Origin of the sequence: Gulosibacter chungangensis, assembly GCF_008831155.1 — a bacterium.
GTDB classification, from domain to species: Bacteria; Actinomycetota; Actinomycetes; order Actinomycetales; family Microbacteriaceae; genus Gulosibacter; species Gulosibacter chungangensis.
The window spans coordinates 132,297-154,933 of sequence record NZ_WBKB01000003.1 but is presented as its reverse complement, the minus strand read 5'-3'; the positions used below and the strand labels follow the sequence as shown (position 1 = coordinate 154,933).

Annotated in this window: 24 protein-coding genes; 10 read left to right on the top strand and 14 right to left on the bottom strand. The window is 61.0% G+C overall.

The features are described from left to right. Window positions 1–28: 28 nt before the first annotated feature. Entirely contained in the window at window positions 29–850 is an 822-nt protein-coding gene (murI, locus tag F8O05_RS06305; RefSeq protein ID WP_158051913.1) for a glutamate racemase, read from the bottom strand. A gap of 42 nt (window positions 851–892) precedes the next feature. Here murI and F8O05_RS06300 point away from each other — a divergent pair, with 42 nt between their 5' ends. Next, a complete protein-coding gene (locus F8O05_RS06300) occupies window positions 893–2,263 on the top strand; it encodes a nicotinate phosphoribosyltransferase (protein ID WP_158051912.1) in 1,371 nt (456 codons plus the stop codon). A 9-nt stretch (window positions 2,264–2,272) separates the two neighbouring features. On the opposite strand, the gene F8O05_RS06295 is transcribed toward F8O05_RS06300, so the two are convergent. The 5 genes from F8O05_RS06295 to F8O05_RS06275 are packed head-to-tail and all read right to left on the bottom strand — an operon-like array spanning window position 2,273 to window position 6,361. Continuing rightward, window positions 2,273–2,731, bottom strand: coding sequence for a PaaI family thioesterase (locus F8O05_RS06295; protein WP_192497058.1), 459 nt, complete (start codon window positions 2,729–2,731; stop codon window positions 2,273–2,275). Between the two features lie 2 nt (window positions 2,732–2,733). Next, window positions 2,734–3,012 carry a DUF3039 domain-containing protein gene (locus tag F8O05_RS06290; protein ID WP_158051910.1) on the bottom strand — a complete coding sequence of 93 codons (279 nt, stop codon included), beginning with the start codon at window positions 3,010–3,012 and terminating at the stop codon, window positions 2,734–2,736. Window positions 3,013–3,069: 57 nt separating this feature from the next. After that, window positions 3,070–4,623, bottom strand: coding sequence for a hypothetical protein (locus F8O05_RS06285; protein WP_158051909.1), 1,554 nt, complete (start codon window positions 4,621–4,623; stop codon window positions 3,070–3,072). Further along, window positions 4,599–5,480 carry an ABC transporter ATP-binding protein gene (locus F8O05_RS06280; RefSeq protein WP_158051908.1) on the bottom strand — a complete coding sequence of 294 codons (882 nt, stop codon included), beginning with the start codon at window positions 5,478–5,480 and terminating at the stop codon, window positions 4,599–4,601. Before F8O05_RS06280 ends, F8O05_RS06285 begins: the two co-directional genes overlap by 25 nt. A gap of 53 nt (window positions 5,481–5,533) precedes the next feature. Then, entirely contained in the window at window positions 5,534–6,361 is an 828-nt protein-coding gene (locus F8O05_RS06275) for a carbon-nitrogen hydrolase family protein (RefSeq protein WP_158051907.1), read from the bottom strand. A gap of 115 nt (window positions 6,362–6,476) precedes the next feature. Between F8O05_RS06275 and F8O05_RS06270 the strand changes: the two genes are divergently transcribed. Beyond that, window positions 6,477–6,776 (top strand): hypothetical protein, encoded by a 300-nt coding sequence (locus tag F8O05_RS06270; protein ID WP_158051906.1) that lies wholly within the window; start codon window positions 6,477–6,479, stop codon window positions 6,774–6,776. 97 nt (window positions 6,777–6,873) lie between these two features. On the opposite strand, the gene F8O05_RS06265 is transcribed toward F8O05_RS06270, so the two are convergent. The 3 genes from F8O05_RS06265 to F8O05_RS06255 all read right to left on the bottom strand — a co-directional run bounded on the left by F8O05_RS06265 (window position 6,874) and on the right by F8O05_RS06255 (window position 9,772). After that, on the bottom strand, window positions 6,874–7,665 hold the full coding sequence (locus F8O05_RS06265; RefSeq protein ID WP_158051905.1) for an ABC transporter ATP-binding protein: 792 nt from the start codon (window positions 7,663–7,665) through the stop codon (window positions 6,874–6,876). After that, window positions 7,665–8,693: an ABC transporter permease gene (locus F8O05_RS06260; protein ID WP_158051904.1), complete on the bottom strand. Its 1,029-nt coding sequence runs from the start codon at window positions 8,691–8,693 to the stop codon at window positions 7,665–7,667. Before F8O05_RS06260 ends, F8O05_RS06265 begins: the two co-directional genes overlap by 1 nt. Before the next feature lie 71 nt (window positions 8,694–8,764). Further along, a complete protein-coding gene (locus tag F8O05_RS06255) occupies window positions 8,765–9,772 on the bottom strand; it encodes an ABC transporter substrate-binding protein (protein ID WP_158051903.1) in 1,008 nt (335 codons plus the stop codon). A gap of 142 nt (window positions 9,773–9,914) precedes the next feature. On the opposite strand from F8O05_RS06255, the gene F8O05_RS06250 reads away from it, so the two are divergent. The 7 genes from F8O05_RS06250 to F8O05_RS06220 all read left to right on the top strand — a co-directional run bounded on the left by F8O05_RS06250 (window position 9,915) and on the right by F8O05_RS06220 (window position 17,625). Continuing rightward, window positions 9,915–10,391, top strand: coding sequence for an Lrp/AsnC family transcriptional regulator (locus F8O05_RS06250; RefSeq protein WP_158051902.1), 477 nt, complete (start codon window positions 9,915–9,917; stop codon window positions 10,389–10,391). A gap of 10 nt (window positions 10,392–10,401) precedes the next feature. After that, entirely contained in the window at window positions 10,402–10,920 is a 519-nt protein-coding gene (locus F8O05_RS06245) for a MarR family winged helix-turn-helix transcriptional regulator (protein WP_158051901.1), read from the top strand. Window positions 10,921–11,096: 176 nt separating this feature from the next. Then, complete coding sequence (locus F8O05_RS06240) at window positions 11,097–12,743, top strand: thiamine pyrophosphate-dependent enzyme (protein WP_158052089.1); 1,647 nt, start codon at window positions 11,097–11,099, stop codon at window positions 12,741–12,743. A gap of 128 nt (window positions 12,744–12,871) precedes the next feature. Then, window positions 12,872–14,080: a hypothetical protein gene (locus F8O05_RS06235; protein WP_158051900.1), complete on the top strand. Its 1,209-nt coding sequence runs from the start codon at window positions 12,872–12,874 to the stop codon at window positions 14,078–14,080. Next, on the top strand, window positions 14,077–15,663 hold the full coding sequence (locus F8O05_RS06230; protein ID WP_158051899.1) for a VWA domain-containing protein: 1,587 nt from the start codon (window positions 14,077–14,079) through the stop codon (window positions 15,661–15,663). Before F8O05_RS06235 ends, F8O05_RS06230 begins: the two co-directional genes overlap by 4 nt. Continuing rightward, window positions 15,660–16,376, top strand: a complete 717-nt coding sequence (locus tag F8O05_RS06225; protein ID WP_158051898.1) for a hypothetical protein — start codon at window positions 15,660–15,662, stop codon at window positions 16,374–16,376. The genes F8O05_RS06230 and F8O05_RS06225 overlap by 4 nt, the downstream gene beginning before the upstream one ends. A gap of 7 nt (window positions 16,377–16,383) precedes the next feature. Continuing rightward, window positions 16,384–17,625: a toxic anion resistance protein gene (locus F8O05_RS06220; RefSeq protein ID WP_158051897.1), complete on the top strand. Its 1,242-nt coding sequence runs from the start codon at window positions 16,384–16,386 to the stop codon at window positions 17,623–17,625. A gap of 131 nt (window positions 17,626–17,756) precedes the next feature. Here the strand turns inward: F8O05_RS06220 and F8O05_RS06215 are convergent, their stop codons facing one another. The 4 genes from F8O05_RS06215 to F8O05_RS06200 all read right to left on the bottom strand — a co-directional run bounded on the left by F8O05_RS06215 (window position 17,757) and on the right by F8O05_RS06200 (window position 21,549). Next, a complete protein-coding gene (locus F8O05_RS06215; RefSeq protein WP_158051896.1) occupies window positions 17,757–18,368 on the bottom strand; it encodes an MBL fold metallo-hydrolase in 612 nt (203 codons plus the stop codon). Beyond that, window positions 18,369–19,472, bottom strand: a complete 1,104-nt coding sequence (locus F8O05_RS06210) for an S-(hydroxymethyl)mycothiol dehydrogenase (RefSeq protein WP_158051895.1) — start codon at window positions 19,470–19,472, stop codon at window positions 18,369–18,371. Window positions 19,473–19,621: 149 nt separating this feature from the next. Beyond that, the gene (locus F8O05_RS06205) at window positions 19,622–19,825 is read right to left on the bottom strand and encodes a CsbD family protein (protein ID WP_158051894.1); all 204 of its coding nucleotides are present in this window, start codon (window positions 19,823–19,825) and stop codon (window positions 19,622–19,624) included. A gap of 95 nt (window positions 19,826–19,920) precedes the next feature. Beyond that, window positions 19,921–21,549, bottom strand: a complete 1,629-nt coding sequence (locus F8O05_RS06200) for an FAD-dependent oxidoreductase (protein WP_158051893.1) — start codon at window positions 21,547–21,549, stop codon at window positions 19,921–19,923. Window positions 21,550–21,617: 68 nt separating this feature from the next. On the opposite strand from F8O05_RS06200, the gene F8O05_RS06195 reads away from it, so the two are divergent. Further along, complete coding sequence (locus F8O05_RS06195) at window positions 21,618–22,214, top strand: helix-turn-helix domain-containing protein (RefSeq protein ID WP_158051892.1); 597 nt, start codon at window positions 21,618–21,620, stop codon at window positions 22,212–22,214. 18 nt (window positions 22,215–22,232) lie between these two features. On the opposite strand, the gene F8O05_RS06190 is transcribed toward F8O05_RS06195, so the two are convergent. Continuing rightward, a complete protein-coding gene (locus F8O05_RS06190) occupies window positions 22,233–22,613 on the bottom strand; it encodes a YchJ family protein (RefSeq protein WP_158051891.1) in 381 nt (126 codons plus the stop codon). Between the last annotated feature and the right edge of the window lie 24 nt (window positions 22,614–22,637).

The following is a 22,637-nucleotide window of genomic DNA, read 5'->3' as shown; positions in this document are numbered from 1 at the left end:
TTTGAGGGTTGGTCGTTGAGGGATGCGGTTAGCCGCGGATTTGCGGGATGCGACCGGTCACGAGTCGCTCGACATGGCGAATATCCGAACCGAGGAATCGGTTCGCCAGGGTCACAAAGGCATCGGTATTGGCTCCTGTGGCCCGATAACTATAGGTGGGTGGGGTGTCCCCGGGGTTGAGGAGTCCTTCAGTTGCCAGTGTTCGGTACACGTCCTGCGCGGTTTCCACGTCACTGGATACCAGCGTGACATCCGGGCCCATCACGTAGCCGATCACACCCTTAAGAAAGGGGTAGTGCGTGCATCCGAGTACTACCGTATCGACCTGCGCCTCCTGTAACGGCGCGAGATACTGCTGCGCGAGTGCGACAAGCTCGGGACTGGTGGTGTCACCGCGCTCGACATAGTCCACAAATGCCGGGCACGCTTGCGCGGTGAGTTCGAGGTTTACCGCCGCGGCAAACGCATCCTGATAGGCGCGCGAGCCGATGGTTGCTTCGGTCGCGATTACCCCGACCCGGCCGGACTGCGTCGAATGCATTGCCGCCCGCACGGCGGGGACGATCACTTCGACCACGGGCACGCTATATCGCTCCCGCGCATCCCGCAGCATGGCCGCCGAAGCGGTGTTGCACGCGATCACGAGCATCTTCACGCCCTCATCCACGAGCTCATCGAGGATCTCGAGCGAGTATTCCCGCACCTGCGCGATGGATTTGGGGCCGTAGGGAGAATGGGCGGTGTCGCCAACATAGGAGATCGATTCGCGCGGCAGCTGGGCACGGATTTCCCGAGCCACAGTCAGGCCGCCGACGCCCGAGTCAAAAATTCCGATTGGTGCACTACTCACGCTTAGAGATCCTACGCCGCCTGCCTGGTTATGCTTGTGGCCATGACGCAGGATCCCGCGAAGCGCACCAGCAATGTCCGTCCGGCCACCACCGAATCCACGGCCCTACTGACGGACCACTACGAACTCACCATGGTTGATGCGGCAATGCACGATGGCACCGCGGACCGCGAATGCGTCTTCGAGCTCTTTGCCCGGAAACTGCCAAATGATCGCCGCTACGGCGTGAACGCCGGTATTGGCCGCGCGCTCGAGCTGCTGCAGCACTTCCGATTCTCGGATGCAGAGCTCCAGTTCCTCAGCGACAACAAGGTCGTCAGCCCCAACACCATCGAGTGGCTCGCGAACTACAAATTCTCCGGTTCGATCCGCGGTTACCGCGAGGGTGAGGTGTATTTCCCGCAGTCACCGCTGCTCGAGATTCGTTCCTCCTTCGCCGAGGGAGTCATTCTCGAAACGCTCTTCCTGAGTGTCTACAACTACGACTCGGCTGTCGCATCCGCCGCGGCACGGATGGTCTCGGCTGCCGGCGGTCGACCGCTCGCAGAAATGGGCTCGCGCCGCACCGGTGAGCGCAGTGCCGTAGCCGCCGCCCGCGCCGCGTACATTGCTGGTTTCTCGGCAACCTCGAACCTTGAGGCGGGCCGGACCTGGGGAGTGCCGACAATGGGCACCGCGGCACACTCCTGGACGCTACTGCACGAATCCGAACCGGAAGCCTTCAAGGCGCAGGTCGCCGCGCTCGGCACCGACACAACCCTGCTCGTCGACACCTACGACGTTGAGCAGGGTGTACGGAATGCGATTGCTGCCGGCGGCACCGAACTCGGTGGCGTACGCATCGACTCCGGTGACCTCCCCGTGCAGGTGCGCGAGGTCCGCGATCAGCTTGACGACCTCGGCGCCGTGAACACGAAGATCACCGTCACCAATGACCTCGATGAATACGCGATTGCCGCGCTTGCCGCCTCCCCCGTAGATTCCTACGGTGTTGGTACCAGCGTGGTGACGGGATCTGGCGCCGTCGCATCCGGCATGGTCTACAAGCTTGTGGCCCGCAAGGATGACTCAGGGAACTGGGTGCCGGTGGCTAAGGCCTCCCCCGGCAAGCACTCGGTGGGCGGGCTGAAGTACCCGGTGCGCCGCCGCGACAATGGCGTGGCTTCCGCCGAGCTGCTTTCAGTCGGTGGCATGCCCGTCGGTGACGAGGATGACCGACCGCTCTACGTGGACTTTGTCGTCGACGGTGTCTTGGACCGCCAGTGGATCGGCCCCGAGGGCGTGCAGCTCGCCCGGGAGCACAACGCCAAAGCGATCGCAGAGCTCCCCCGCACGGCGCTGCGCCTCGGCCGCGGTGAACCCGCCCTCGCGACGTACTACATCGACGAACACGGGAACACCTCGCTGGCCTAGCAGGGTCGGTTACTTCGCGAGCTTCGAATTATCGGTGCTCGCGACCTTCTTCGAAATGACACCGTGCATGGACAAGTACGCCACGACAGTGCCGTCTTCGTCTCGCACGGTCACCTCGCAGATCACGTTGCGACCGTAGCGGTGTTGGATGCTCGAGGTCGCCTCAAGGAATTCACCTCGGGCGGGAGCGGTATATGTGGTGTTGGACTGATGGGTCACCATCGGTGTGCCCGATGCGGTCCCGCTGAACGCGAAGGCGGTATCGGCAAGCAGATACGGAAATCCACCGTGCACGATGCCGAAGCCATTACGCATTTCATCTCGCACCGGCATCCGCACCGTGACGCCGGTTTCAGTGACCTCGAGAAACTCGATGCCAAGCCACTGCACCGCGGCGTCGTGGTCGATCTGATGCTGTACGCGTTCGCGCGGTGATCGGTCGTCGTTGCCCGTCAGAAGATCGCTCACGCCTAGCCGCGCATCCGTTCGTAAATGCGCTTGCAGTCGGGGCAGATCGGAAAGCGGTCCGGGTTCGAGTTCGGGAGCCATTTCTTGCCGCACAGTGCGCGGACCGGTTTGCCGGTGATCGCGGACTCGGTGATCTTTTCCTTGCGGACGTAGTGGGCGAACTTATCGTGGTCGCCCTCATCGATTTGCTCGTCTTCGAGGAGCTTCTCGAGCTCGCGATCGAGCACGTCGGTGCCACCCGCGGGCGAGTCTGGACTGAAGGTCGGGTTGTCGGAAGCCATACCCACCAGTCTACGAGGCATCACGGAAAAACGAGTAGCGCTGCGCCGTGAGCATGCTTAGTAGCTCTGCGCGAACTCCAACAGTTTCCAACTCCGCTTCCCGAAGACCGCGCCACCGAGGAACATCCCGACCAGGCACAGGAGCGCACCCGTGGCGACCCCGATGCTCAGAGTTGCCCAGGCGAACGCCCAGCTGCCCGCAGTGATTGTCGTAATGGCAAGCCATATCACGTGGCCGCAGAGGACGATTTCAATGAACCCCGCAAGCGGATGCATCACCAGTGCATCTCCCCAACTGCGCAGCGGCTGCGAGAAGGGAGAATCACCGGGCCTCGCTACCGGATAGGGTCGCCAAGCTGACATGATCGCGGAACCACCAACAGAACTGCCAAGCAACGCAAGGCCGGTACCGAGGACCACCAGGCCGCCAATGCCACTGCCCGAGAACCAGGTCGTTACCCCCGCGCCGATAACGAGCACTACCGTGCCGAAAATCAGCACCGGGATCGAGCGACCCAAACGGTCAACAATGCCGCGCATCCCACTGGTCACATGCAACCAGAGCGCGGTCGAATCGTAGGCGGTGTCGTTGTGCAGAGCCCAGCCGAGCAGGAATGCGAACACGGGCACCGGCAATAGCGATAGCCATTCGAGAGGCAGGCCGCCAATCGCAATTGGAATAACGAACAACATGGGCAGCAAAATCACCGTTGACAGCACGACCCCGTATCGGCCGTCGCGTAACCAGGCCAGGCCGATGCGCGCGGCAACAGCCCTAGTTCCCGACCCGGCCGCACTTCGGAATACCCCAAGTCGCGTGCTGCCACCGGGGGTGACGTCCCGCATGGCACGGCGCGCGGCATACACCCCGAAGCTCACCTCGAGGATGAACAACACGAGCACCAGCGCCAACGAGGAGAGTACCGGCGTGAGCGGATCCTCGGCGGCGCCGATCATCAGCATGCTTGCGGGCGGCAGCCATTCCATCGCACCGGTGACGGCTTGGCCACCCACCTCGAGGGCCTCTCGCCAGGGTAAGAAAATGAGCGCGTATACGAGCGGTGCAAATACGAGCAGCACGCAATAGCCCGCAAGACGACCTACTTCTCGACCCCAACGATGGCCGCTCAGTCCCCGTCCCGCTCGTACCCCGAGCCGCGCAAGGAACAGCCAGGTTAACCAAATCAATACGGTTGCGACCAGGGACAGCCAGGAGACTGCCGACTCTACCGACATGGTGACAACCACCGCCGCCAGCGCAAGAATCACCAGGGGTGCCGGGGTAAAAGCACTCGCCAGCAGCGTGCCCACCGTCGCGGAGGCCGCAGACTTCCCCGTCAGCGCAACCGCGCGCTCATCGAGGGGATCACCGGCGTGCGTAATCGCGCCGGTCGCAAAGCATCCGATGCCCAACGCACCCACCAGGAGGCCCCGAAGCAATTGGTCGGTGGCTAACGGCACTTCGTCGAGCAGCACCAGCGTCGCCACCACGATTGCCACGCCAACGGCGAGCAGAATCAACGCTAACCAGGCACTGCTGCGCACCTGTCCGCGCCGAGAAAACGACTGGGCGATACTCCGCCAACTCAGCGAAACGAGATGTCGAGCCAATCCAAGCCCTCCGACTCTTCCGGCCCGCGCACGATGTGGCGAAACCGTTCCTCCAGGGTCAGCTCACCGCGGACCTCATCCATGTCACCTTCGGCGATCAGCTGACCGTCGACGATCACCGCGATGTGATCGCACACACGCTGCACGAAATCCATCGAGTGGCTGGACAGCAGCACTGTGCCGCCGCGTTCGGTGAAGGTCTCCAGCACCTCAACGATCGTGTTCGCCGAAACCGGGTCAATCGCATCCAGCGGCTCATCGAGAACCAGCAACTCGGGGTTGTGGATGAGGGTGGCCGCGAGCCCTAGCTTCTTCCGCAGGCCCGAGGAGTAGTCGACCACCAAACGGTTCACATTGTCACGCAGGTCGAAAGCGTCAATCAGGTTCTCGGTACGTTCGAGTACTTCCTGCTTCTTGAGACCGCGAATCGAGCCCACATAGGAAAGGTATTGGGCCCCGGTGAGCTGCTCGAACATCCGCAACCGGTCCGGCAGGGTACCGATGCGCTGCTGAGCGGCCTGCCGGTCACGCCAGACATCATCACCGAGTACCTCCACACTTCCCGAAGAGGGCGGGAGCAGCCCCGAAATCATCGACAGTGTCGTCGTCTTTCCGGCGCCGTTTGGGCCAACGATGCTTGAAAAAGAGCCCCGCTGCACCGTGTAGCTGATGTCCTCCACGGCCGTCGTGCGGCCAAAGCGCTTCGTGAGGCCGTTCAAGCGCAGCGCAACGTCGTCCCCTTGTTCCTCCGCGTCAACGGCAGGTGAGACCGTTTCATCGTGCTTCGAGGTCATCGCGCTCTCCTGCGAGGTCGTGTCAGTGTCTTGCTCGTGCTTCCACTCAGCCTCAGTACTCATTCCGAATACGCTAGCAAGGACTCACGACGTTTCCTCTCGCCTGGCCGTGGATCTCACTCACTCGCAGGGATGACTTCTGCCCCGCCGTAGCGTCGAAGCGCAAGCGCCGGGTTCTGCTTTCGGGTCTGCTCGAGGGTGTCTCGCTCGAGCCACGCTACGGCGATGCCAGCCTCGCTGCCGAGTTGCGCCAGCGCCACACCGCGAGGGTCGATGATCGCCGAGCGGCCAACCGCCACCGGTGGAGCCTGATCCGCGCCAATCACGTATACCGTGTTCTCAATCGCGCGTGCCTGCAGCAGCGTGAGCCAGTGAAATTCCTTTAGCGGACCTCGCACCCACTCAGCCGGAATCGCGAGAATCTCCGCGCCGGCGTCGATCAGCCGGCGGCTCACCTCCGGGAACCGAAGGTCATAGCACGTCTGCAGGCCCACTTGAAATCCTTCGATCTCGACCACGACCGGCGCAGCAGCTGCATCCCCCGCGGAAAGCCACTGGCTCTCCCCCGCACCAAAGGCGTCATAGAGATGCACCTTGCGGTAACTGCCGAGCAGCTCACCAGCCACCGATACCGCAAAGACCGTATTGAAGGGCTTGGTCGTCCCGTCTTCCGCCGTTTCGAGCAGGCTGGCAATGATCGCGATGCCCAAGTCCCGAGCGATTTGCGCGACCCCGCTGAGGAATGGCCCATCGAGTGGCTCAGCGTGCTCGTGCATCCAATCACCCTGCTCTTTGGCAAACGCCGAAGCGTATTCGGGCGCCACAAGAAGCTTCGCGCCCCGCTCGACCGCCATGGCGGCATGGGCACGAAGCGTAGCGAGATTCTCCTCGCGATCGAGCGTCGGAGAGAATTGGCTGACTGCACTGGCAATTACATCGGACATGCCGCCAGGATACGCACCCAAGACTAGCCGCGCCCGAATGCTTGTCGCAGGTCAATTTGCGCGCTAGCGTCAGAGTCAGCGGTGCACGAGGCGTCGCGATCGAGAGGATGCTGCCATGGCGAAATATGCCGTACTCATGCGCTATGAAGTCACAACCGGTTTGGTCATCGAAGCCAATAGTGAAGACGAAGCCAACGAAATTGCTCAGCAATTCGAAGAGCAGGTTCATGACGCTGCGGTTGACACCGACGCGGTCAAGATGTCGGCGCGCATTTGGGGTGGCGGCACTGTCGATATCGAAGTCGCCGTGGATGAAGACGATGCCGAAGACCTGATCGATGAGTGGATCGACGAGCTCGAGTCGGACGATGAGTTCGAGGAAGACCTCGACGAGGACGAGGACGACTCGAAGTAGCAGTACCGTGCGGACTCAAACTTCGCACTAACGCAACGGCGAAGGGCCGTGACCCCACGTGAGTGGAGTCACGGCCCTTCGCCGTTATTTGCGGTTGCTATCCGAGCATCTGCTTGTCGGAAAGCACTGCGCCCTTGATATTGGCAAAGCGTTCGAGGAGGTCCTCGACCGTCGCCTTCTTCTTTTCTTCCGCCTCGAGCTGGTGGATGATCTGCCCCTCATGCAACATGATCAGTCGATTACCAAGCGCGATCGCCTGCTCCATGTTGTGGGTCACCATCAGTGTGGTCAGGCCAGACTCACCAACAATCCGTTCGGTCAGCTGCGTCACGTGCGCGGCACGCTGCGGGTCAAGCGCCGCGGTGTGTTCATCCAGCAGCAGGATGCTCGGCTGGGTGAAACCTGCCATCAGCAGTGACAGAGCCTGTCGCTGCCCACCAGACAGCAGTCCAACGCGGGCAGAGAGTCGGTTTTCCAGTCCCAGACCGAGTGCCTCGAGTTCTTCTTTGAAGAAGGCACGACGTTTCGAATTGAGCCCTAGTGCTAGCCCCCGGCCCTTGCCTCGTTGCAGGGCGAGCGCGAGATTCTGCTCAATCGTCAGATCCGGTGCGGTGCCGGCCATTGGGTCCTGGAAGACCCTGCCGTAGAACCGGGCCCGCTTGTAGTCCGGCCATCGGCGCACAGACACGTTGTCGATGAGGATATCGCCCGAGTCGATCTTGAGCCGACCCGTGATCGCGTTCAGCACCGTGGACTTACCGGCACCGTTCGAGCCGATCACGGTAACAAAGTCACCTTTTTCGAGGCGCAGGCTGAGGTTCACGAGCGCCCGGCGTTCATTCACGGTTCCGGGGAAGAAGGTCTTCGAGATGTTTTGCAGTTCGAGCATTATCGCTGCCCTCCTTCGGGCGCGGATGCGGTGGATGCGTCAGCGGCGGCGCCAGCGGCGACCGGTTCGGCATCCGGCGAGGGCGGATGCGTGGTACCACCGGTACTCGCGGTACGGAAGAGACCGGAAAGTCGGCCACCCAATCCGAAGCGTGGCAACAGCAGCGCGATGATCACGATGATTGCGGTGATCAGCTTCATGTCGTTCGGGTTCAGGCCACCGTAGGTGAGCGCAACGAAGATGATCAGGCGGTACAGCAGTGCACCGATGACGACACCGAGCGTGGCAAGCCATACGCGGTTATTGCCAAACAACGCCTGACCGATGATGACCGAGGCGAGCCCGATCAGGATCAAACCGATACCCATCGAGATATCTGCGAAGCCCTGGTACTGCGCGACGAGGGATCCGCCGGCGGCAACCAGTCCGTTTGAGAGCGCGAGCCCGAGGATTTTTTGGTTATCGGTATTGGCACCCAGAGAACGGATCATTTGTTCGTTGTTACCGGTGGCCTGCAGCGCAAGGCCGCGGTCCGTCGCGAGGAACCAGTCAATGATGAGTTTCAGCAGGATTACACCCACGAACAGCATGAGCGGCCCAAACCAGGTACCGAGCAGACCTGCTTCGCGAAGCGGGGTGAATACCGTGTCCGAACGCAGCAGTGACACGTTCGCCAAACCGGAGCTGATACCGCCACCGGTTTCCGGGTCGAACGTCGAAACCCCCATGATTCGAAGGTTGATCGACCACAGTCCGATCATGGTGAGGATTCCCGCGAGCAGACCGTCAATCTTGCCTTTGGTATGTAGTAGCCCGGTGATGCAGCCCGCGAGAGCACCGACAACAAAAGCGATCAGCGTGGACGTGACTGGGTCGAGACCGAGGGTGATGAGGGTCGCTCCGGTAGCCCCGCCCGTCGTGAAGCTACCGTCCACCGTAAGGTCTGGAAAATTGAGAACGCGGAACGTGAGATACACGCCGAGTGCGACAACGGCATAGATGATGCCGAGTTCAAATGCGCCAATCATGACGATTGTCCTTTCTGACAACACCGGCGCCCGGTAACAGGATCACTGTTTCCGGGCGCCGATCCAGTCAACTACTCGACGACCGTATCCGCGCGGTCGAGTACCGCCTGCGGAATTTCTACACCCTGCGCTTCCGCTGCAGAGGGCGAGAGGTACAGTTCGAATTCAGTCTGCGATTCAACCGGCATGGTGGCGGGGTCAGCACCCTCAGTGAGGATCTTGATCGCCATTTCACCCGTCTGGTAACCGAGCTTCTCGTAGTTCAGGCCGAGCGTGCCAATCGCCCCGCGCTCAACTGTGGCGGTGTCACCGGCGAACAGCGCGATCTGGTTCTGTTCCGCGTGCTGCACAACCGTCTCAAAGCCGGAGACAACCATGTTGTCGGTAGGAACGTAGATTGCATCCACATCACCGAGCGATTGCAGCGCCGTGGGAATCTCACCAACCGCGGTGATCGTGGCCTCCTTGACCTCGATACCGAGCTCTTCCGCCGTTTCCTTGGCGATATCAACCTGGATCTGCGAGTTGACCTCGCCGGAGGAATAGACCACGCCGATGCTGGAAGCGTCCGGCAGGACTTCCTGGATGAGCTTGATCTGGTCAGCCACGGGGTTCATGTCGTTCGTGCCGGTGACATTGCCGCCCGGCTCCTCATTTGAGGCCACGAGTTCGGCCGACACCGGGTCAGTTACCGCAGTGAACAGCACCGGCTTGTCCGTAATTGCCTGGGCCGCAGCCTGGGCCGCTGGGGTGGCGATTGCGAGCACGAGATCGATATTGGCATCCGAGGCGAAGGTGTTGGCAATCGTCACCGCGGTGGCCTGCTCACCGTTCGCGTTCTGCACATCGAACGTGGCATCAATTCCAGCGTCAACGAAGGCCTGCTCGAAGCCTTCCGCCGCAGCGTCAAGTGCCGCGTGCTGCACGAGCTGCGAAATTCCGATCGTGTAGCTCTCGCCTTCGCCGCCCGAGGCATCCTCAGTGCCAGCAGGGGTACCGCCGCCAGCACACCCGGCAAGGGTGAGTGACGCGGCAGCCATTAAGGCGATACCGCCTAGGAACTTCGAAGTGCGCTTCATTGGGACTCCTTTGTCAGAATGAGATGCTTCTCAAGTTTGTTGTTATCGAATGAAACTATCAGTGAGTTGGCCAATACTCATAATGGGTTGTACATTCTTACAACACTGTTGCCAAATTGAAGTACAACGGAGTACTAGGAACATGGACCGTCTCGACTATTCGATCATTGAGCTCTTTACCGAGCAACCGGGCGTGAGTGTGCTGTCGGCAGCGCGGGAACTCGGAGTTGCCCGACCGACCATACAGGCGAGACTGAATCGCATGCGTGATCGGGGTATTCTCGTTGATATCGTGCCGAAGTTGGCTCCTGAGCCCATGGGCTTTCCGGTGCAAGCGATGACAATGTTACAAATTGATCAGCGAGTCGGGCATAGTGGGTTGCACGACGACCTACTTGACATTCCGGAAGTCATTGACTTCTCCACCATGGCAGGCCCCTGGGATGTACTGCTGCGGATCGTCGCTCGATCCAACTCAGATCTGCAGCGGGTGATCGACAAAATCGCCCGGCTCCACGCGGTCTCACGAACTTCCACCTCCATCGTTCTGCGTGATGTCGCGCGGAATCGGCTACTCCCCCTCATGGATGAGGCAACCGCAGCCGATCGAGATGACTAAAGTAAGCTCCATGATTCACGAGGAAGAACCGCGTTGGCTGAATGATCGAGAACGCGGCGCATGGATGCGCTTAGTCGCGGTACTCGAGCTCCTGCCCTCCACCATTGATGCGCAACTCCGCCACGATTCGGGTCTCACCTACACCGAGTACTACGCCCTGGCAATGATTTCTGAAACCCCGCAACGACGCGTGCAGATGAAGCGCCTGGCAACCCTCACCAATACCACGCTACCTCGCCTTTCACGCGTGATCTCGGGGCTCGAGAAGGCCGGTTTTGTCGCTCGTGAACCCAATGAACATGATGCTCGTGCAACCGATGTGGTGCTGAACGACGCTGGCATGGCGGCCCTTGTTGCGGCTGCTCCCGGCCACGTCACCAAGGTTCGAGAACTGGTATTCGACCCGCTCACCGAAAAACAGATTGATGGCCTCATTCGGCTCTCCGATGCCTGGCTCGACGTCTTAGATCCCGAGCGAAAAATGGTTCGCAGCGCTGAGGCGTGGCCAGACAAAGAATCCTGCTCATAGCACACTTGCGAACGCTATGGCTTGGTCATCTGCATAGTTGGAACGTTTGGATTTACTAGATTTGACATCTGGTGTCACAATGTTCCAGTACCTACAACGATGTACCTAGGATTAAGTGAGATATGCAAGCGCCTGCAACCGGAGTCATTCCGACGGTTGACGTAGTCACCGAAAAAATGAATCAGCCCATCCAGCACAAGTCGGCTGGTCACGCCATTGTTGAAACGCTCGAATCCCACGGGGTTAAGCGCGTGTATGTGATTCCGGGCGAGAGTTATCTCGATGTACTCGACGGCCTCCACGACTCCTCTATAGAGACGGTCGTCTGCCGACACGAGGGTGGCGCGGCGTACATGGCCGAGGCAGATGGCAAGCTGCTGGATGTTCCAGGTGTCGCGATGGTTACGCGTGGGCCGGGAGCAGCGAACGCGCACGTCGGTTTGCACACCGCGTGGCAGGACTCCACCGCGATGGTCCTCTTTGTGGGCTTGATCCCCTTCGAGCACCGCGAAAAGGAAGCCTTCCAGGAGTTCGACCCCAAGCAGTGGTTTGAGTCCGGTGCCAAGCGTGTGATGGTCCTCGACCACCCGAACCGTGCCAGTGAAATCGTCGCCGAAGCAATGTTCGCCGCTTCGGCCGGCCGCCCGGGACCGGTGGTCGTCGGTTTGCCTGAGGACGTCATTAAGGAAATCGTCGACACCCCGATTCACCCGCAAATCCCCGTGGCTACCGGCGGTATGACGGTGACGGACTGGAAATCGCTGCGTGATTCGCTCCTGGAATCGGAGCGTCCGCTGTTCGTAACCGGTGGTAACGACTGGACGGACGAGGCCGCGCGAGAGCTCACCAAGTGGCTCGAGGAACACTCACTTCCAGCCGCGGTTGAATGGCGCTGTGAGGGCATCGTGCCGTTTGATTCGCCTTCCTACGTTGGCCCCCTCGGCTACGGGCGACCGAACTTCTCCAACGGCCTGATGGAAGACACCGACTTGATCGTCTTCGTGGGAACGGTCCCCGGTGACGTCATCACCTCGGGCTTTACCGGTCGCCAGAACTGGAACCAGCGCAACTTCATTGTGACGATTGACACCTCCTTGCGCGGTCGCTCGGGCCCCATCTCGCACCAGATCACCGCGAAGCCGGTCAGCTTCGTGCGCGACCTCGTGCGCATGGACCTGCCGATGCGTGACTCCTGGCGTGACTGGACTGAAGGCCTGCGCAAGTCGCAGGAAGAGTGGTCGGCACTGCCACCGGCCGAGCCTTCGGAGGGTCAAGCCAAGATGGCCACGCTGATGGCAAACCTTGTGGAGCGCCTCCCCGAGGATGCGATGATCACCTTCGGTGCGGGCGAGCACACCAACTGGGCGCACCGCTACTTCCCCACCCGTCAGTACGCTTCGATGATCTCCGCTCGTAACGGATCCATGGGTTATTCCATCCCCTCGGCGGTTGCTGCCTCGCTCAACTACCCGGGCCGGGTTGTAGTGTCCATCGCCGGAGACGGTGAATTTCTCATGAACGGCCAGGAACTTGCCACGGCCGCACAGTACGGTGCAACTCCACTGGTTATCGTGATGGACAACCAGGAGTACGGAACCATCCGCACCCACCAGGAAAGCGACTACCCCGGACGCGTCTCGGGTACCCAGCTGAAGAACCCCGACTTTGCGAAGTTCGCAGAGGCATTCGGTGGTGTCGGTATCCGGGTGGAAAAGGATGCTGATGTTCCCGCGGCTGTCGAAAAGGCACTTGCCACGGTGACTGAGGACAAGAAGTTCGCGCTCATTCACTTGATCGTCGAGCAGCGAATCAAGGCATTCTAAGACTGAAAACTACCGAACGAGGGCTCAGCACACCGTGCTGAGCCCTCGTTCGTTTCCCTCCGGGTTCCCTAACGTTCACCCGCGACTGCTGCAATGCCGGGCACCGGCTTGGGGAAGGCAGCACCTCGTTGAAACTCAGAACACCGCATTTCATTGGCATTGGCCTCCTTGTGGTGGGGATTATCGCAGTCCTCGTCATCCAACTCACCGGCATCGGTCGTGGTGGCAGCCCTAAGTTCAATCTCACCGTGGTTGAGGGGGTCGTCAGCTCTGAAAAGGCCGCGTTCTTTGAAGATCCGGCCGTCCAAGAGGTCTTTGAAAGCCACGGTTATGACGTGCGCGTCACAAAATCCGGCTCCTGGCGAATGGCTTCACTCGACGGCGTGACCGAAAACGATTTCGCTTTCCCCGCATCCGAAATCGCCGCCGAAAATATCGCGAACACTCACGGCAGCGCGGTCCGCTCGACCCACAAACCGTTCTTCTCGCCCCTTGCGATCGCCACCTTCGAACCGATCATGACGCTGTTGGAGACCAATGGCGCAGCGTCGAAGGATGCATCCGGCCGGTGGAATCTTGATATGGCCGCCTATCTCGAGTTGGTCGAAGAAGATATTCGGTGGAATGAGCTCGAAGGTGCTGCGACCGCGTATAACTCACCCCGCAGCGTGCTCATTACATCCACCGATGTGCGAACGTCCAACTCCGCCGGAATGTACCTCTCTCTCGCCGCATATGTGCTTAATAACAATGCGGTGGTCTCAAGTGCGAGCGAAGCGAATGCGCACATGGACCTACTCACCAAGCTCTTTATCTCGCAGGGCTATTCGGGAGCGAGTTCGACGGCTCCCTTCGACGACTATCTCTCGCAGGGCATGGGCGCCGTGCCGATGGTCATGATTTATGAGGGCCAGTTCCTCGAGGAGCAGCTGGGCGAGAATTCGCGCATCCAAGACGGCATGGTGCTCGCCTACCCGACCCCGTCGATTTTCTCGGTCCACACCGGTGTCACCTTCTCGGAAGCCGGGCAGGAGGTCATGGAACTGCTCGAGACCGATCCGGAACTCGCGACACTGCTGGCCGAACACGGTTTCCGCCCACAGGGACAAAACGCCGCAGCCTTCCAGACCTTCCTGGACAAGCAGCAGCTCACGGATTATCCGACCACCTCAGAATTCGTGAATCTCGCCGTTGAGCCGAGCTATGAGGTGTTGGATGCGCTGCTCGCGCAAATCAGTTCGGCCTACGACCTCTCCGGGGCGCCACCCGCGCGCCCGGAAGAAGTCGATCCGGCAGATGACAGCGTCACCACGAACGAGGATGGTACTCCCCAATGAAGACCCTGTTGAAGGCACTGGTGAAGGCGTTGGCGCTCGCCATTGTGCTTCCCTTCGCGCTCGCCGGCTGCGGCATGGTGGGCGGCTCGGGTGACCCGATCCGCATCCTCGCCGGTTCGGAGGTTCGTGACCTCGAACCCATCCTGGAAGAGATGACCCGAGTCACGGGTATCGAGATCGAATTCGAGTACATTGGCACGCTCGACGGCACCGAGGCACTCCTCGAAGCCGAAGCGGATCTAGCCTGGGATGCCATCTGGTTCCCCTCGAACCGATACCTCTCGCTCTTCCCGGGAGGTGCCGATCTCATTACTTCGAGCGAATCCATCATGCGCTCACCAGTGGTGCTGGGCTTGCGTCCCGAGGTTGCGAGTGCGCTCGGCTGGTCGACGGATGCACCACCCACCTGGCAGGAAATCATCGACGCGGTAAACGCCGGCGAGCTGAGTTACGGGATGACAAGTCCCATCTCATCGAACTCGGGATTCACCACCCTCGTACAGCTCGCAACCGCGCTCTCTGGTACCGGTACCGTGCTCGAACCGACGGATATCGCGGCGACCACCCAACCGCTGCAGCAGTTTGCGAAGGGGCAACAGCTCGCATCCGGTTCCTCCGGCTGGCTACTCGATAAGTTTGTTGCGGACCCGACCGTGGTAGACGGCATCTTCAACTACGAATCGGTGCTGCAGGATGTGACCGTTGACGGTGAGCCGCTGACGATCGTGATCCCCTCGGATGGTGTGATCACGAGTGACTACCCGCTCGCGTTGCTGCGCGGTGCGGATGAAAAGACCACCGAGGATTTCGGCCTGATGACCGACTATTTGCTGTCGGCCGAGGTGCAGGAGCAGATCGCGCAGGACACGCACCGTCGCACCAGCGCAACTCCCCCAGCTGCGGATGCGAATGTCTTTGAGCTGCCCTTCCCGAACCAACTTGAGACCGTGCAGTCGCTCCTTGAGACCTGGCTCGCCGAGGCAAAGAAACCCTCGAATATGGTTTTCGCGATCGACACGTCCGGTTCAATGGATGGCGATCGGATGGAGGACCTCAACGAGGCCCTCGGGGTCCTTGCCGGTGTGGAAGCCGAAGGCACAAATGCCTTCTTGAAACTGCAGCCCAGAGAGCAAATCACCTTCCTCGAGTTCGCCAGTTCGATCAAATCCACCGAAACCTTTGATCTGCCATCGGACCAGTCCGCCTATGAGAGCACGATGGCCGAAATCGGCCAGCATATCGATGGCTTTGAACCCGTCGGCGGTACCTCGGTGTACACGACGCTTGCGGAGGCCTACGAGCTTGCTGCCGAAGGGGCAGGCGACGGCTCGATTTCATCCATCGTGCTCTTCACCGACGGGCAGAGTAATGAGGGCATGGACCTGGCTGAGTTTGAAGCCTGGCACGAGAATTACCTACGGACGCATCCCGAAGCGGCAACCATCCCTGTGTACACCGTCCAGTTCGGCGACTCGAACCGCGAAGAGATGGAGGCCATCGCCGAGCTCACCGGTGGCCGCCTCTTCGACGCGACGAGCGACTCACTCGCGGCCGCCTTCCGCGAGATTCGGGGCTATCTATGAGCCCGGCAAATCGCCTGATTGCAGGATGCTTCTTCGGCATCATCACTGGGGTTGCCGCCGCCGCGGCGAGCATTTTCTTCCTCGGCGTGATGTGGCCGCTGGGGCTCGGGATTGGAATCGCCGTGGGCATCGGCACCGGGCTTCTCCTTGCTCCCACCGCGCCACCAAAGCTCGAGATTCTTTCGGTGGTACCGGTGACGGTCGAAGACGCCCTCACTGCCGTCGCAACCCGAGTCACGGCGATGGACAGTGCGATGCGAAGGCTGCAGAGCCGACCACTGTGGGCAAGTACCGGGGTGGATGAGCGAATCGGTCAGGTCCTCGGTCGACTGCGCACGCTCGGTGCTTTGGAAGAAATCCAGCAGCGTAAGCAGATCGATGGCGATATCCACATGCTGCACGTGCTTGGCACCGACTATCTGCCGACTATCGTGAATCACGCGATCGAAAACGATCGGATGCATTCCTCGTTTTCGGGCTCCGGTTCGAAGGCACAGGTGGAAGAGAATGTTGCTTCGCTGGATGAGCAGCTCGGGGTGCTCTCGGAAGTCCTTGACCGGATCGAAAATGACGTTGTGCGCGGCAAGACGCAAAGCATCCAGGAACACACGGCATTCTTGAAGATGCGTTTCGAACAGTCCGGCACGCAATCCGTGCTTGATCTGAGCCAGCCGCTTGAATCAACAGACCGCCCTAACAAACCTCAGAAGTGAGTGATGTATGAACCAGAAGCTGCAGCCACCGACACCTGAAGAGCTCGAACCAATCGAAGCCACACCGCCGGTCAGCGCAGTGGAGCCCGCCAAGGCGCACTCGATGCTTCCCGATATGGACCCGGCAACCGCGCTCGATCTGCAACACCGAGCCGACACTTGGGTCGGTCACCTCGCGACGCTGACCCCGAAGACTCCCGAATACACCGAGCAGGTGCGAGCAATTTCGCAGGTCGCCCGCCAGGAGATCCAGCAGACCACGAACGCCACCGGCCGCTTCTTTGAACGTTCCCTGGCGCAGTCCCGTCAGGAAGGCGACGGCGGTCAGGCTATCGAGGTGTCGAAGTCGCTGGTTGACCTGCGCAATGTCGTCGAAGACCTACAGCCGAATGATCAGGGCGCTTTTGGACGCTTCCTCAGCAAGCTGCCCGGTTCGCGGGGAGCCAAGCGGTATTTCCGCCAGTACGAGTCGAATCAGGAGCAGCTGAACGCGGTGCTGCACGCACTCGAACGTGGCCAGGACAATCTCCGTAAGGACAACGCCGCGCTCGCCCTCGAGCGACGCACCCTCTGGGACGCCATGGGTGAGCTGAATAAGCTCAGCGCACTGCTGACCGAACTTGACCAGTCCGTACTGCGGAAGATGGAGCAGCTCAGCGGCCAGGGTGAGGTTGAGGCGGCGAAGGCACTCGAACAGGATGTGCTCTTCGCGATCCGTCAGCGACACATGGATGTGCAGACACAGCTCGCGGTGAGCGTGCAGTCCTACCTGTCGATGGATCTCATCCAGGACAATAACCTCAAGCTGGTGGATGGTGTCGAGCGCGCCAAGACGACCACCATGACCGCCCTGCGCACCGCGGTAGTTGTCGCTCAGGCCCTCGAAAACCAGCGCATTGTCCTCGACCAGATCGACGCGGTGAACTCCACCACGAACGCGATGATCGAACAGACCTCCGCGATGCTGCGTGACAATTCGGCTCGCATCCAGGAGCAGGCGGTCACTTCGGGCGTCACAATGGAGACCCTGCAGAAGGCCTATGACAATGTCTTCACGGCAATCGACCAGGTCGAGCAGTTCCGGAGCACCGCGAACCAGAACTTTGCGACCTCGATTGAATCGCTCAGCCAGCAGCTGGAACGCGCGACCCCGTACATCGAACGTTCGCGTGAAAACGAACTTGCGCGCGAGGCTGAAACAAGCGGACAGGTTGGTCCCGGCAAGCTCCCGCCGGAACTCACGCTCTAAGCCACCGCTGGCAGCGTGCCACCCCGCTGGTTGAGTAGCGACCGTAGGTCGCGTATCGAAACCCAAAAACCGCGGTCCGAGTGAACTCTTTCACCCGGACCGCGGTTTCGTACTGAATTAGGTTCGGAGGCTTAGACCCACTCGCCCTGCTTCTCAGCGCCAATTGTGGTGTCCGGGCCGTGACCGGTCTTCACGACGACATCATCCCCGAGCGAAAACAGCTTCTCGCGGATCGAGGTTTCGATCGTGGGGCGATCGCTGTAGCTGCGGCCGGTGGCACCCGGTCCGCCCTGGAAGAGCGTGTCACCGCTGAAGAGCACCCCGAGCTCGGGAGCGTAGAGGCACACCGCGCCGGGAGCGTGGCCCGGGGTCGCAATAACCTCGAGACGCGTACCGGCAACCTCGATGACCTGGCCGTCGGCGAGGTCACCGTCAGGCTGGCGGTCTGGGTGCGTCATGTCCCACAGCACCCGGTCTTCCGGGTTCAGCAGGATTGGTGCGCCCGATGCTTCGGCCACTTCGGGCGCGTAGCGAACGTGGTCATCGTGAGCGTGCGTGCACACGATCGCCTTGAGCTTGCGATCACCAACCAGGTTCAGGATCGCTGCGGGGTCGTGTGGGGCATCGATGACGATGCACTCAGAGTCGTCCCCCACTACCCAAACGTTGTTGTCCACGTCGAAGGTCTGGCCGTCGAGCGAGAACGTGCCGTTGGTGACAATGTGATCGATTCGCGCGGTCACTTACTTTGCCTCCTTTGCATCCTCGAGGAGCACAACCGAGCGAAGCACTTCGCCGCGGCCCATCTTCTCGAAAGCCTCGTCAATGTCATTGATGCCGATAGTTTCCGAGACGAACTTGTCGAGAGGGAAACGGCCCTGCAGGTACAGATCGGTAAGCATTGGGAAGTCTCGTTCGGGCAGGCAGTCCCCGTACCAGCTCGACTTCAGCGACCCGCCACGACCGAAGATCTCCAGCAGTGGCAAGGTGATTTCCATGTCCGGGGTAGGCACACCGACGAGTACCACGCGGCCGGCAAGGTCGCGTGCGTAGAACGCCTGCTCATAGGTCTCCGGGCGGCCGACGGCTTCGATCACGACGTCCGCACCGTTTCCGCCGGTAAGCTCGCGAATCGTCTCCACGACGTCTTCCTGCTTGGAATTCACGGTGTGCGTGGCGCCGAATTCACGCGCCTGTTCGAGCTTGCGGTCGTCAATGTCCACGGCAATGATCGTGCTGGCACCGGCTAGTGCGGCACCGGCAATCGCTGCCGTACCGGCGCCACCGCAACCGATCACGGCCACCGATTCGCCACGACGAACGCCGCCGGTGTTGATGGCTGCGCCGACACCGGCCATGATGCCGCAACCCAGGAGGCCCGCGGCGGCGGGCTCGGCACCTTCGTCGACCTTGGTGCACTGACCTGCGGCCACGAGAGTCTTCTCAATAAAGGCACCGATGCCAAGGGCAGGCGACAGTTCGGTGCCGTCCTCAAGGGTCATCATCTGTTCGGCATTCTTGGTGGCAAAGCAGTACCAAGGCTCACCGCGCTTGCAGGCGCGGCAGTCGCCACACACCGCGCGCCAGTTGAGCACGACATAGTCGCCAACCGCAACATTGGTAACGCCCTCGCCCACCTGCTCAACGATGCCCGCGGCCTCGTGACCGAGCAGGTACGGGTAGTCGTCACCGATCCCGCCCTGAACATAGTGGTAATCGGTGTGGCAAACGCCGCAGGCCTGGATGCGGACCACCGCTTCACCGGGACCGGCGTCGGGAACATTGATGTTGACGAGTTCGACCGGGGCTCCCTTGGCCCGCGAGATTACACCTTTGACCTGCTGCATCCTTGCTCCTTTATTTTTGTCGCAGCCCACAGTATGACGAGTGCTTCCTTAACAACTCGTCGGAGAACCCGAGCTGGGGCAGACTCAACCATCTTCACACAGTAAGCGGCCCCTGCATCTCTGCAGGGGCCGCGTCAAAACCGGATAAATTAGTTGTTCTTCCCGCGAAGATTGTCGATGGCGTCCGTCACCGTGTCTTTGACGTCCTCAATCTTGTCTTTCAGTCCGGCAGACGCCTGGTCTGCCTTCCCTTCATTACGGAGTTCGTCGTTGTCGGATGCGTTGCCAAGTGCTTCCTTGGCTTTGCCAGCGAGCTCTTCGCCCTTATTACCTAGTCGATCTTCGAAACCCATTGAGCTCCTCTCCGTTTCGTGTTGACGCGTTTGCGCCACAAGCACGCATTACTCTGTCAGCCGTTACTTGGCGTGCGGTGCGCACTCCATGAGAGTTACTGAGACTTTCGCTGCAGTAACACCACGCCATCTTCAAGGACAGCGCTGTTCCCGTCCGGGTCCTTTGCCGCGCGAGTACGGGTCTCGGCGAGAACCACCCGCCAGGCGGCACAATCGAGAGCCAGTGCCTCAATCTCCTCCTGTGGGGTCAGGAAACTATGATGATGCCCTTCACCCGAGTGATAGTTTTCGCGCTGCTCACCGCCGGCAAACCACGGTGGCGGCGCCGCGTGCGTGATGATCAATAGGTGTCCTCCCTCGTCCACGAGTCCGCTTGCACGCCGCAGTATCTCGGCGCGAGGCAACTCCACCGTTGAGTGGAGGAAGCTCGCGGTTACCAGATCGAAGCGTGCCGACCCCTCGAAGGTGGCCAGCCCCTCGAAGGCGACCAGCTCAGAAAGATCCGCCTGCCGAAACTGTGCTCGGCCAGAAATTTCAACCAGCGCATCCGCAGCCGCCGTGGCACGCTCAACCGCGACGGTCGAAATATCGAGCCCCAGCGCATCCCACCCCTGCTGCGCAAGCCAGAGCACATCCGCGCCTTCACCACATCCCAAATCAAGTGCCGTGCCGGGCGTGAGATCGCCGACAACGCTGACGAGCGCGGCGTTGGGGCGACCCGACCACATCGCCGCCTGTTGGGAATATCGGTCATCCCAGTACTCCGCCGGCGCGATTTCGGGCCAGGATGCATCCGCATCCGCAAGAGCGCGATCAGTATCGTCGTTGACGAGCCACAGGTTCATTTGCGCCGCCGCGAAGGCCGCATCACCAGCAGCCTGTGGGATTGCCGCGCCCGGGTTCACCGCGTTACCGGTCGCCCAGATTCGTTCCACACTCGTTCTTCCCGTCTCGTCGATGCTGATGAATGATCCCATTGGTGTCTCCGTGCGAGCCAACTGCAGTGCGCCTAGGAAGCCGTCGTTTGGCTGAATCTTCCCGAGCAGGAAGAGTGCGTCGAGTGGAATTTGCGTACCGTCGGCTGTGCGCACGGCGTTCAATTGAGTCCCCTCGCCGAGCAATTCGGTAATGGGCGACGGGATGATTCGAACTCCGCGTACCTCGAGCCGAGACCTAATGTCTGCCGGGATGTGCATCCCCTCACCGAGGAACACCGTAAGGTCTTCGCTCCACTGGCGAATCAGCTGGGCCTGGTGAAATCCGATCTCAGAGAGCACCAGCACGCCGAGGCGCTGGTCGGCGACTTCCCAACCGTGACAATACGGGCAGTGCAGCACACTCTTGCCCCACCGCGCTGCGAGGCCCGGGATCTCCGGCAACACATCGGTGAGCCCCGTGGCCACCAGCAGCGTGCGGGCCTCGAAGGCTCGACCATCGGTAGCGAGGATTCGGATGCCTTGGTCGAGCACAGTGACCTCGCTCACTTCCGCCGCTACGAACTCAATCCCGTATTCGGCGGCTTGCTGTCGAGCGCTCGCCAGCAGGTCGGCCGGCGGCGTGCCGTCCAGACCCAGAATGTTGTGCGCGTGTTCGGAAAACCGGTTCCGGGGCCGCCCGGAGTCGAGCACCAGCGTCCGCCGTCGGGAGCGGCCGAGCGTTTGTGCTGCACTGAGGCCCGCGAAGCCGCCTCCGATAATGATGGCGTCCCATTGCAAAGTTGTCATGATTCAATGCTGAGTCAGCGCATGCTTTAATAGCAAGTGTTATTGCCAATGCAGCAAGAAGGTGCAGTATGAGCGACTCCGCGCTTCAGAATTTGGGCCGGCGCCTGCGCGCCGCCCGACAGTCTCGCGAGCTGACGCTGGCCGAACTCTCGGAGCGAGCGAGCATTTCGGCAAGCACGCTGTCCCGACTTGAAGCCGGAAAGCGGCAGGCAACCCTGGAGCTGCTCCTACCGATTACCCGAGTGCTAGACATTCGGATTGACGATCTCATTGACCACGCCACGCCCGACCCTCGAGTCCGCCGAGCATCCGTGACGCGAGACGGCCTGACCATCACACCGCTATCGCCAAGAGGCTCAGCAATCGACACCTACCGAGTCTCTTACCCACCGACCGCAGTGCCTCCGGAACTGCGAGTGCACGACGGATACGAGTGGCTCTACGTGCTTGACGGGACGCTCCGCCTGCGGCTGGGCGAGCAGGATCTCCTGCTGAACCCTGGCGAAGCTGCGGAATTCGACACGCAGGTTCCCCACGCTATGTCGGCCCACGGAACCACCCCCGCGCACATCATCAGCATTTTCAACGCTTCGGGTGCGCGCATCCACACTCACCTCGGTGAGGAAACGCAGGAAGGCCGCACCTCGGCGGGCGACATCACTTAGGCCCCGGCGATATTAAACTCAGGCCTCGCCGAGATAGAACCAGCGGCCGCCTTCGCGGGTGAATCGACTCACTTCGTGCTGGGCACCGCGCCCCTCGAGGCTCCGATAGCGAGCCTCGAACTCGACAACGCCTTCACAATCAAAAGGTCCACCGGCCTCGGTGCGCAGAATGTCGAGCCTTCGCCATTGGATGCTCGCATCGAGTTCCAGCTGCTGGGGCCTAGCCTGCGGGTGCCAGGACGCCAATAGGTAGTCCACGAGCCCGAGCGCAAAGGCACAGTAGCGCGAGCGCATGAGCGCCTCGGCCGTGGGGGCCGCCTCCCCGCGATGCCAGCGTCCGCAGCACTCTCCGTAGACCAAGCCGGTTCCGCAGGGGCAGCGCGCGCCATCATCAATCATGCGCTCGAGTCTAGGCGCCTCGCA

Excerpts from the sequence above, each read along its gene's own strand:
- F8O05_RS06240 (WP_158052089.1), top strand. The coding sequence starts at position 11,097 with ATGAATCAGCCCATCCAGCACAAGTCGGCTGGTCACGCCATTGTTGAA.
- F8O05_RS06230 (WP_158051899.1), top strand. The coding sequence starts at position 14,077 with ATGAAGACCCTGTTGAAGGCACTGGTGAAGGCGTTGGCGCTCGCCATT.
- F8O05_RS06210 (WP_158051895.1), bottom strand. The coding sequence starts at position 19,472 with ATGCAGCAGGTCAAAGGTGTAATCTCGCGGGCCAAGGGAGCCCCGGTC.
- F8O05_RS06260 (WP_158051904.1), bottom strand. The coding sequence starts at position 8,693 with ATGATTGGCGCATTTGAACTCGGCATCATCTATGCCGTTGTCGCACTC.
- F8O05_RS06200 (WP_158051893.1), bottom strand. The coding sequence starts at position 21,549 with ATGACAACTTTGCAATGGGACGCCATCATTATCGGAGGCGGCTTCGCG.
- F8O05_RS06290 (WP_158051910.1), bottom strand. The coding sequence starts at position 3,012 with ATGGCTTCCGACAACCCGACCTTCAGTCCAGACTCGCCCGCGGGTGGC.
- F8O05_RS06245 (WP_158051901.1), top strand. The coding sequence starts at position 10,402 with ATGATTCACGAGGAAGAACCGCGTTGGCTGAATGATCGAGAACGCGGC.
- F8O05_RS06190 (WP_158051891.1), bottom strand. The coding sequence starts at position 22,613 with ATGATTGATGATGGCGCGCGCTGCCCCTGCGGAACCGGCTTGGTCTAC.
- F8O05_RS06275 (WP_158051907.1), bottom strand. The coding sequence starts at position 6,361 with ATGTCCGATGTAATTGCCAGTGCAGTCAGCCAATTCTCTCCGACGCTC.
- F8O05_RS06270 (WP_158051906.1), top strand. The coding sequence starts at position 6,477 with ATGGCGAAATATGCCGTACTCATGCGCTATGAAGTCACAACCGGTTTG.
- F8O05_RS06205 (WP_158051894.1), bottom strand. The coding sequence starts at position 19,825 with ATGGGTTTCGAAGATCGACTAGGTAATAAGGGCGAAGAGCTCGCTGGC.
- F8O05_RS06300 (WP_158051912.1), top strand. The coding sequence starts at position 893 with ATGACGCAGGATCCCGCGAAGCGCACCAGCAATGTCCGTCCGGCCACC.
- F8O05_RS06255 (WP_158051903.1), bottom strand. The coding sequence starts at position 9,772 with ATGAAGCGCACTTCGAAGTTCCTAGGCGGTATCGCCTTAATGGCTGCC.
- F8O05_RS06265 (WP_158051905.1), bottom strand. The coding sequence starts at position 7,665 with ATGCTCGAACTGCAAAACATCTCGAAGACCTTCTTCCCCGGAACCGTG.
- F8O05_RS06280 (WP_158051908.1), bottom strand. The coding sequence starts at position 5,480 with ATGAGTACTGAGGCTGAGTGGAAGCACGAGCAAGACACTGACACGACC.
- F8O05_RS06225 (WP_158051898.1), top strand. The coding sequence starts at position 15,660 with ATGAGCCCGGCAAATCGCCTGATTGCAGGATGCTTCTTCGGCATCATC.
- F8O05_RS06195 (WP_158051892.1), top strand. The coding sequence starts at position 21,618 with ATGAGCGACTCCGCGCTTCAGAATTTGGGCCGGCGCCTGCGCGCCGCC.
- F8O05_RS06250 (WP_158051902.1), top strand. The coding sequence starts at position 9,915 with ATGGACCGTCTCGACTATTCGATCATTGAGCTCTTTACCGAGCAACCG.
- F8O05_RS06220 (WP_158051897.1), top strand. The coding sequence starts at position 16,384 with ATGAACCAGAAGCTGCAGCCACCGACACCTGAAGAGCTCGAACCAATC.